Origin of the sequence: Candidatus Accumulibacter phosphatis, from assembly GCF_000024165.1 — a bacterium.
Taxonomy (GTDB): domain Bacteria; phylum Pseudomonadota; class Gammaproteobacteria; order Burkholderiales; family Rhodocyclaceae; genus Accumulibacter; species Accumulibacter phosphatis.
This window is the reverse complement of sequence record NC_013194.1, coordinates 3,104,215-3,111,669: the sequence shown is the minus strand read 5'-3', so window position 1 is coordinate 3,111,669 and position 7,455 is coordinate 3,104,215. Positions and strand designations below refer to the sequence as shown.

The following is a 7,455-nucleotide window of genomic DNA, read 5'->3' as shown; positions in this document are numbered from 1 at the left end:
TGTCGAGCGGATGGAAGCGGTTCATCGCCTAACGGGCGATGGTACGCCAACGGCGAAGGTCCTGGCGTCGCGTCAGCGGACTTTCGTAGCGCTGCTACGAGCCTGTTCGGACCGCAACCCCCTCACTTCACGAGATGCCGGCATGGCGCCTATAATGCGCCGCTACGAAAGGGGCCAAGCCTCCAAGCTTTACTCAACCGGAAGAAAGGAAACAGCATGAGCATGATGTCAGAATTCAAGGAGTTTGCGATGAAAGGCAACGTCATGGATCTCGCCGTCGGCGTGATCATTGGCGGTGCTTTCGGCAAGATCGTCGATTCGGTGGTCGGCGATCTGATCATGCCCTTCATCGCCTGGATCATGGGGGGCAAGCTGGACTTCTCGGGGATGTTCCTGGTACTGGGCACCATCCCCGAAGGTACGGCGCGGACTGTCGATGCGCTGAAGAAAGCGCAGGTGCCGATCTTTGCCTATGGCAGCTTTCTTACCATTCTGGTCAACTTCATCATTCTGGCCTTCATCATCTTCATCATGGTCAAGCAGATCAATCGCCTGAAGAAGAGCGAACCGCCCGCTGAACCGCCATCGCCGCCCGAACTTGCCGAAGAAGTTCTGCTGCTGCGCGAGATCCGTGACAGCCTGAAGAAATAGCCCGCGTGGTCGGCGCAGGGGTCCCGCCCGGGTGGCGGCCCCGGCGACTTCGGCGCGGCACGTGTGTCGTCGTCGACTCAGTGTTTGACAAGTCGCTCGCCGGATGACTCGGCTGCTATCGCCTTGCGGCTGTCGGCAGCCACCACCAGCGTCAGCCCGTCGGGATCGATGTACTTGCGGAAGGCGGCGTTGACCTCCGCTGCGGTGAGCGCCATCACCTTCGCCTCAAAGTCCTTGGAGAACTGCCAGGTGCGGCCAAGGTCGAGATAGGACGACCAGCGCGAAGCGACTGAACTGTCCTGCGAGCGGCTGAGAGTCCGCGATTCGAGGATGCCCTTCTTGGCTTCCGCGACTTCCTGCTCGGTGAATCCGTCACGCAGCGCGCGCGCGAGTTCCTCCAGGATGGCGTGCTCGGCACGGCCGACATTCTGGGGCGCAACCATCGCGAAAAGCGACCACGTCGATAGCGCTTGGCGACTGCCCATCGACAAGCTGGAATTGACGCTGTAGCTGACACCGTCCTTCTGCCGAAGACGATCCATCAGCCGGCTCGACAGTCCGCCGCTGCCCCCGAAGATGTTGTTGGCCACGTATAGCGCGGGGGCGTCGGCGTCAGCGTCGCGCAACATCAGGGTGCTGCGCGCGCGAAAGAACGCGTTCTCCTTCTCGGGCGTGTCGATGACGATCCGCTTGGCAGGCACGGGGCGGAACTCGCGGTCAACGCGGCCATACGGTGATCGCGAGACGTAGGCGGGAAACAGCGACTGCAGTTCTCTTGCGATGGCTTTCTCGTCGAAGTCGCCGACGATGGCGATTTCACCGCGTGCAGTGCCGATCAGGTCGCGATGATAGCTAACGATATCGTCCAGAGTGGTCCGGCGCACCTGTTCGATACGTTCCGGCAGCGGGGTGTGGTAACGCGGATCGCCGGCGGGATAGGTGTTGAAATGCGACTGCAGGGCGTCGCTCGACAGATCCTCAGGGTTGTCGAGTTGGGATTGCAGCGCCGTCAGATGCTCGCGCTTGAGTTCGTCGAATTCCGCCTCCGGGAAGCTCGGCTTCTGGAGTAGACGGGCCACCAGCCTGAGCGCCTCGGGCAGCTTCTCGCGGGTCGTTTCAAAGTGAGTCAGGCTGCCGCGGACCTTCAGGCGGGTGATTTCGTCGGCGATCTGCTGACGTGTCAACGTTTTGGTACCGCGCGCCAGCATCGCAATCGTCAGTGGCGCGGCGACGTTCCGATGCGCCAGCGACTTTTCGTCACCCCAGCGGAAGCTCATCGCCACGTTGACGGTCCGACCACGGTTGCTTTTCGGCAGCAGAGCGATCTTCAGGTTGCCGAAGCTGTCGAGGTGCGTGCGTGCCGTAATGTTCTCGTGCGAAGGCTCGAAGGCTTCTCCCGCGTCACCCTTTTCCTGCGGCGTGTAACTCGCCAGCACCTGCGCGGCGGTGGGCGCTTGCGGCACCACCGCGCGGCGCGGCGCCTCGTCGGGGATGAAGGTTCCAACTACGCGGTTGTCACGCACGAAATACTTCGTCGCCGCGGCGTCGACCTGTGCCGGCGTGATGTGGTCGAGCTGATCACGGGCATGAAAGAACAGCCGCCAGTCGCCGAGCGCAATGTACTCGGAAAGAAGCACCGCGAACGCCTCGGGATCGGCCAGTGCCCGTTCGTGGGCCGTGCGTGCCTGCTCCACCGCCCGCCCCAGTTCAGAGGGAGTCGCGCCCGCTTGGGCCAGGCTGTTCTCGACCACTTCGATCATCCTGTCGCGCACGCGCTCGATCGATTGGTCCTTGTTGACGGTAGCTCCGAAGACGACAAAGCCGGGCTCGCGGCCGTCAATCGTGTAGGCGAAGACCTGTGCCGCCAGTCCCGGCTGCACGAGTTCCTTGTAGAGCCGGCCGTTGGGCGTGTCGCCGAGGATCTCTGCGGCCATGCCGACGCCATCGGAGTCGGTGTGCAGGCTTGATGGGGTGCGGTACGCCAAGGTGACCAGAGGTATTTCTCCCTTGCGCCGGACGACGAACTGGCGTTCGCCATCGGCCGTCGGCTCGACCGTCCAGTGTTCCGGAAGCACGCGCGAGGGCTTGGGCAGTTTGCCCAGTGTGGCGACGATCCGCTCGATCGTCCTCTGCTCGTCAAACTTGCCGGCCACCGTGAGGACGGCGTTGTCGGGTTGGTAAAACGTGCGGTAGAACGCTTGCAGGTTCTCGATCCTGACGTTCTCGATGTCGCTGCGCGCGCCGATCGTGCTGTTGCCGTAGTTGTGCCAGTCGAAAAGCAGCGACTGCATGCGCTTGAGCATGACGCTTGCGGGATCGTTCTCGCCCATCTCGAACTCATTGCGGACAACCGTCATCTCGGTATCGAGGTCCTTTCGGGCGATGAACGAATTGACCATGGCGTCGGCGCTCCACGCCAGCGCCCAACGGATGTTGTCGTCGCTGGCCGGGAAGGTGAGGTAGTAGTTGGTTCGATCGAGCCAGGTCGTCCCGTTGATCTGAAAACCGCGTGCCTTGAACTCTCGTGCCGGATCCGGGAAATTCCTTGATCCCTTGAAGATCAGATGTTCGAGGAGGTGGGCCATACCGGTTTCGCCATAATTCTCATGCCGGGATCCGACCAGATAGGTGACGTTGACCGTGGCGGTCGCTTTGGCTGCATCAGGAAACAGAATGAAGCGCAGGCCGTTGCTCAGTTGGTATTCGCTTATTCCCTCGACCGTGTTGAGCTTCTTGACGCCAGCTGGGAGTTTCGCTGGCGCCGACGATCCAGCGTAGGCCCATGGCGGTGCAAAACTCAGCATCAGCCACGACAGGAAGCAGGTTGCGGCTTTGATCCATCGGTTCATGACGGCGACTCCACTTGGTAGCCAATGCACTGCGAACGAGATCGTGCCAGCGGCGGCGCGGCTGCCGATGGCGGTAGTGAGGATTATAGGCGGCCTGGAAAAGAAACGGCCCGCTCAGAGGGAGGGCTGGGCGGGCCGGGTGCAACGGCCACTGTCACGCGGGAGGAGGGGGAGGGAAGATTGCGTGGCAGCGACAGGGGGGAGAATAGCGATTCCCGTAAGGCGGATCTGTTGCTGCTCTGTCGCCGTTGTGTAACCGGTTGTGACCTCGCCCGGCGAGCCCGCGTGCGCGATTGGCTGTCCGCGTCCGCGGCGACCTCGACACCGCGCCATTGCCTTTTGTTTGTGAGAGCTGGCATTATCACCAACTCGTGTCGGGGCAGGCGTTTAGCCGCTGGACGTGGTCCACTGGCCCGGCGAGTTTTCCCGGTGGTGGGGTGCTACATGACAAGGAGCAAGCAATGAGTCAGGAATCGGACGATCTCGGAATGGCAATGGTGGTGTTGGAGCGTCTGGAGAAGGAGCGGCTACCGCGTGCGCTCGATCTCAAGGCGAAGGTCGATGCGGGCGAGTGCCTCGATGATATGGATATTGCCTTTCTCGAGCGGGTTTTTGCCGATGGGGAGGACGCCAAGCCATTCCTGGCCCGCCACCCTGAGTATAAAGAGCTGTCGGCCAGAGTGGCCAAGCTGTATGAAGACATCACAACCAGGGCGCTCGCGAACGAGAAGGCTCAGCCGGACTCCTGAGCAGCGTGTCGCGGGTGAGGGATCGTTGGCACGGCCATAGCCGCCAGCACGCGTGTGTTCCTCGTTGACTCGTTTGGCGATCCTTGCGTCGTCGAGTCGGAGCTGACGCTCGGGCGCTCTTCCTCGGTCAAACCGCTCGATCGTGTCGAGGCCGGCGATGTCGAGCGTGGCCATCGGGATCAAGCGCGACGTTCGCCGTGTCGGGGCCGATCATGTTGACGGGAGAGCCCGGCGAGCGCCTATGCGACCATTGGCAGGATCGACGCGTACAGGCCGGTCGACGAGCTGAAACCAGCCGGTTGCGAACAGGCGATGGCCACCGGAATGGTCTCCGCCGCTGCCGACAGCCCGGCTCTGCAAGCGTGTAGTCAGGCGGCCGCGCGCTAGGCTAGTTGAGCCGGGGCTGAGGCGTCTGCAGGAGCTCTTTCAGGCCCTGCGCAATCGCTTGTTGCATGGGGTTTTCCTGACGTTTCGTGAAAACCTTGCCGGCAAGCCGCCGATTGTGCTGAATCGCCGCCGGTGGCGAAAAGGACGCTGTCGCAATCCGGGCGGCATCCGTGTTACGGTCGCAGGCGCGGCTCGTATGGTGCCTGCGTTGAGCAGGCGGGCGTACGGCTAGCGAGCAGGCTGGCGACTCGCGTCGACCGGCCAGGATAGGGGATTCGCTCCGCGCAGCGGGGCAGACACACGAGGAGGAAGGTCATGGATTTCAATTATGAGGAATGCACGCCCCGCGCGCAGCGCGGCGGTCAGTTGTATCAGTTGCGGGTTGCTGACCTGCATCCGACGCAGAGCGGTGTCGGACTCGACGAGGTCGATACCAGGGCGGCGGCGATGCGCAAGAAGAGCCGACAGGAACTCACCGCCTATCTCATCACGCATCCCGTCCCGATCGTCATTGGCAACGGCAACAAGTTCTACCTGACCGATCATCATCATCTGGCGCGTGCGCTTTGGGACGTCGCACAGGGGAAGAACGAAGCGGGAATCGATGCAGGCAACGCGCGGGTTGCCGTCGAGGTTCTGTACAACTGGAGTGTTCTGAAGGACTACGACTTCTGGAAGGCGATGCATGACAACGCCTGGGTCTATCTCTTCGATCACACGGGTGGCGGCCCGGTGCGACCGGACGCGCTGCCCAAACATGTCAAGGATCTGCACAACGATCCCTATCGTGGTCTCGCCTGGTACGTGCGCACCCATTTTGGCTATGACAAGATGGCCGCCGATTTTGCCGAGTTCCAGTGGGCGCAGTTCTTCCGCATGCGTATGATTCTCGACAACCGCGTATTGCGCAACCAGATCGACGACACCGACATTCTGATTTCAAGGATGAGCGACGAGGACAGGCAGGCAATTATCGCGGAGGCAGTGCATCTGGCAAGCTCGCCGGAGGCCGCTGGTCTTCCGGGGTATGTCGGGCGCGGCAGCTGATCGAACGCCAGCAAAGCTGGGAGAGTACTCTTTCCGAAAGGCCTATTGAATGAAGATCAAGACGCTGCTGTGGAGTGGCTTCGCCGTCGTTTGCGCAGTGATGATGGTCCTTGTCGTGGTCAGTGTGGTGCAGCTCAACGTGATCGACCAAGGCGTCGCCAACCTTGTCAGGGCAAGCCGCAACGAATCACTGGCGAGGGAGATCGCGGAGCGGGTGAACAGCATGCGCCGCTATCAACTCAGCGCGCTGGTGGTGGCTGCCGACGAGCGCGACAAGGAATTCGAACGCGTTGCCCAGGCGGGCAAGGAGAGCGCCCAGCTCGCCGATGAGCTGGAGAAATCCCAGCGTAGCCCGGAGACGCGTCAACTGGCCGGCAACATGCGAACGCTCAACGAGCGCTACCTGCGCAGTCACGAGCAGGTCGTCGCACTCGCCCGGGAAGGCAAGATCGACGCGATGCGCGAGCTGATTCAGGGAGACGCGCGCGCTGTGCAGCGCGAACTGGCGGCGGAGAGCCAGAAGTTCATCACCATCCAGCAGGAGCGCAAGGCGCAGGCGGAGAAGGCGGCAGAGGCCGCCCAGTCGTTTGCCGAAACGCTGATGTGTGGCTTGCTGGCCTTGGCCGTGGTGCTGGCGGCCGGCATCGCGGCCTTTGTCATCCGTCGGATTACCGCTCAACTCGGTGGCGAGCCGGAGTACGCGCTGCAACTCGTCCGGAGGATCGCCGACGGCGACCTTAGCCAGGATCTCGCACTGCAGCCCGGTGACACGGGTAGCCTGATGGCGCACCAGCAGGAGATGCAGTCGCGGCTGCGATCGATGCTCAAGAGCATTGCGTCGACGGTCGACAACACCGAGAGGGCTGCGCAAACGCTCGCCGGTTCGTCGCAGCAGGTGGCCGGCGCTTCGCGGACGACCAGCGACTCGGCAACGTCGATGGCGGCGGTGGTCGAGGAAATGTCGGTCAGCATCAGTCAGGTTGCCGCCAACGCCCGCGACGCCCTCAAGACGGCGACGCATGCTTCGCAACTGTCGGAGAGCGGCGGCGGAGTCATCGAGGAGGCGACGATCGAGATCAACCGCATCGCGGACAGCGTTCGTCGCACGTCGGGGGCGATGAGCGTGCTCGATGAAAGCTCGTCACGGATCTCGACGGTGGTGCAGGTGATCAAGGAGGTCGCCGATCAAACCAATCTGCTGGCCCTCAATGCTGCCATCGAGGCTGCCCGCGCCGGTGAGTCGGGACGCGGCTTCGCCGTGGTCGCCGACGAGGTACGCAAGCTCGCCGAACGCACCGGCAAGGCGACCAGCGAGATCAACGCGATGGTCATGCAGATCCAGGAGGAAACCCGCAATTCACTGGGTTCGATGGAGGCCGCCGTGCAGCAGGTCGATCGTGGCGTGGAACTGGCCGGCTCGGCAGGCGAGGCGATCCGCAGCATCCGCGGCAGCGTCGAGCAGGTGCTCGCCGTCGTGAACGACATCGGCGGTGCGATCGAGGAGCAGTCGATTGCCAGCCAGCAGATCGCCCAGCGCGTCGAACAGGTTGCGCAGGCGTCCGAACAGAACAATTCGGCAGCCCAGCAGACTGCCGAGGCAGCGCGCACGCTCAGCGGCCTTGCGGGGGGCTTGCGCAACACGATGGCCAGTTTCCGGACCTGATGATTGGCGGCTGACTTCGGCAGGGAGACGCCGAGCATCCGGTCGCTGCACTTGATCGGCGAGAGATACAGCTAACGATCGCCGTCCGCTTGCCGCGCTTCGAACGTCT

Annotated in this window: 5 protein-coding genes; 4 read left to right on the top strand and 1 reads right to left on the bottom strand. The window is 62.7% G+C overall.

The annotated features are described in order from the left end of the window. Positions 1–216 precede the first annotated feature (216 nt). The gene (gene mscL, locus CAP2UW1_RS13465; RefSeq protein ID WP_015767171.1) at positions 217–651 is read left to right on the top strand and encodes a large conductance mechanosensitive channel protein MscL; all 435 of its coding nucleotides are present in this window, start codon (positions 217–219) and stop codon (positions 649–651) included. A gap of 77 nt (positions 652–728) precedes the next feature. On the opposite strand, the gene CAP2UW1_RS13460 is transcribed toward mscL, so the two are convergent. Further along, on the bottom strand, positions 729–3,500 hold the full coding sequence (locus CAP2UW1_RS13460) for a M16 family metallopeptidase (protein ID WP_015767170.1): 2,772 nt from the start codon (positions 3,498–3,500) through the stop codon (positions 729–731). A gap of 461 nt (positions 3,501–3,961) precedes the next feature. Between CAP2UW1_RS13460 and CAP2UW1_RS13455 the strand changes: the two genes are divergently transcribed. From CAP2UW1_RS13455 to CAP2UW1_RS13445, 3 genes are all read left to right on the top strand, one after another. Next, positions 3,962–4,249, top strand: a complete 288-nt coding sequence (locus CAP2UW1_RS13455; RefSeq protein ID WP_015767169.1) for a hypothetical protein — start codon at positions 3,962–3,964, stop codon at positions 4,247–4,249. Between the two features lie 702 nt (positions 4,250–4,951). Beyond that, entirely contained in the window at positions 4,952–5,683 is a 732-nt protein-coding gene (locus tag CAP2UW1_RS13450; RefSeq protein ID WP_015767168.1) for a ParB-like protein, read from the top strand. Positions 5,684–5,732: 49 nt separating this feature from the next. Continuing rightward, positions 5,733–7,346 (top strand): methyl-accepting chemotaxis protein, encoded by a 1,614-nt coding sequence (locus tag CAP2UW1_RS13445; protein ID WP_015767167.1) that lies wholly within the window; start codon positions 5,733–5,735, stop codon positions 7,344–7,346. Positions 7,347–7,455 lie beyond the last annotated feature (109 nt).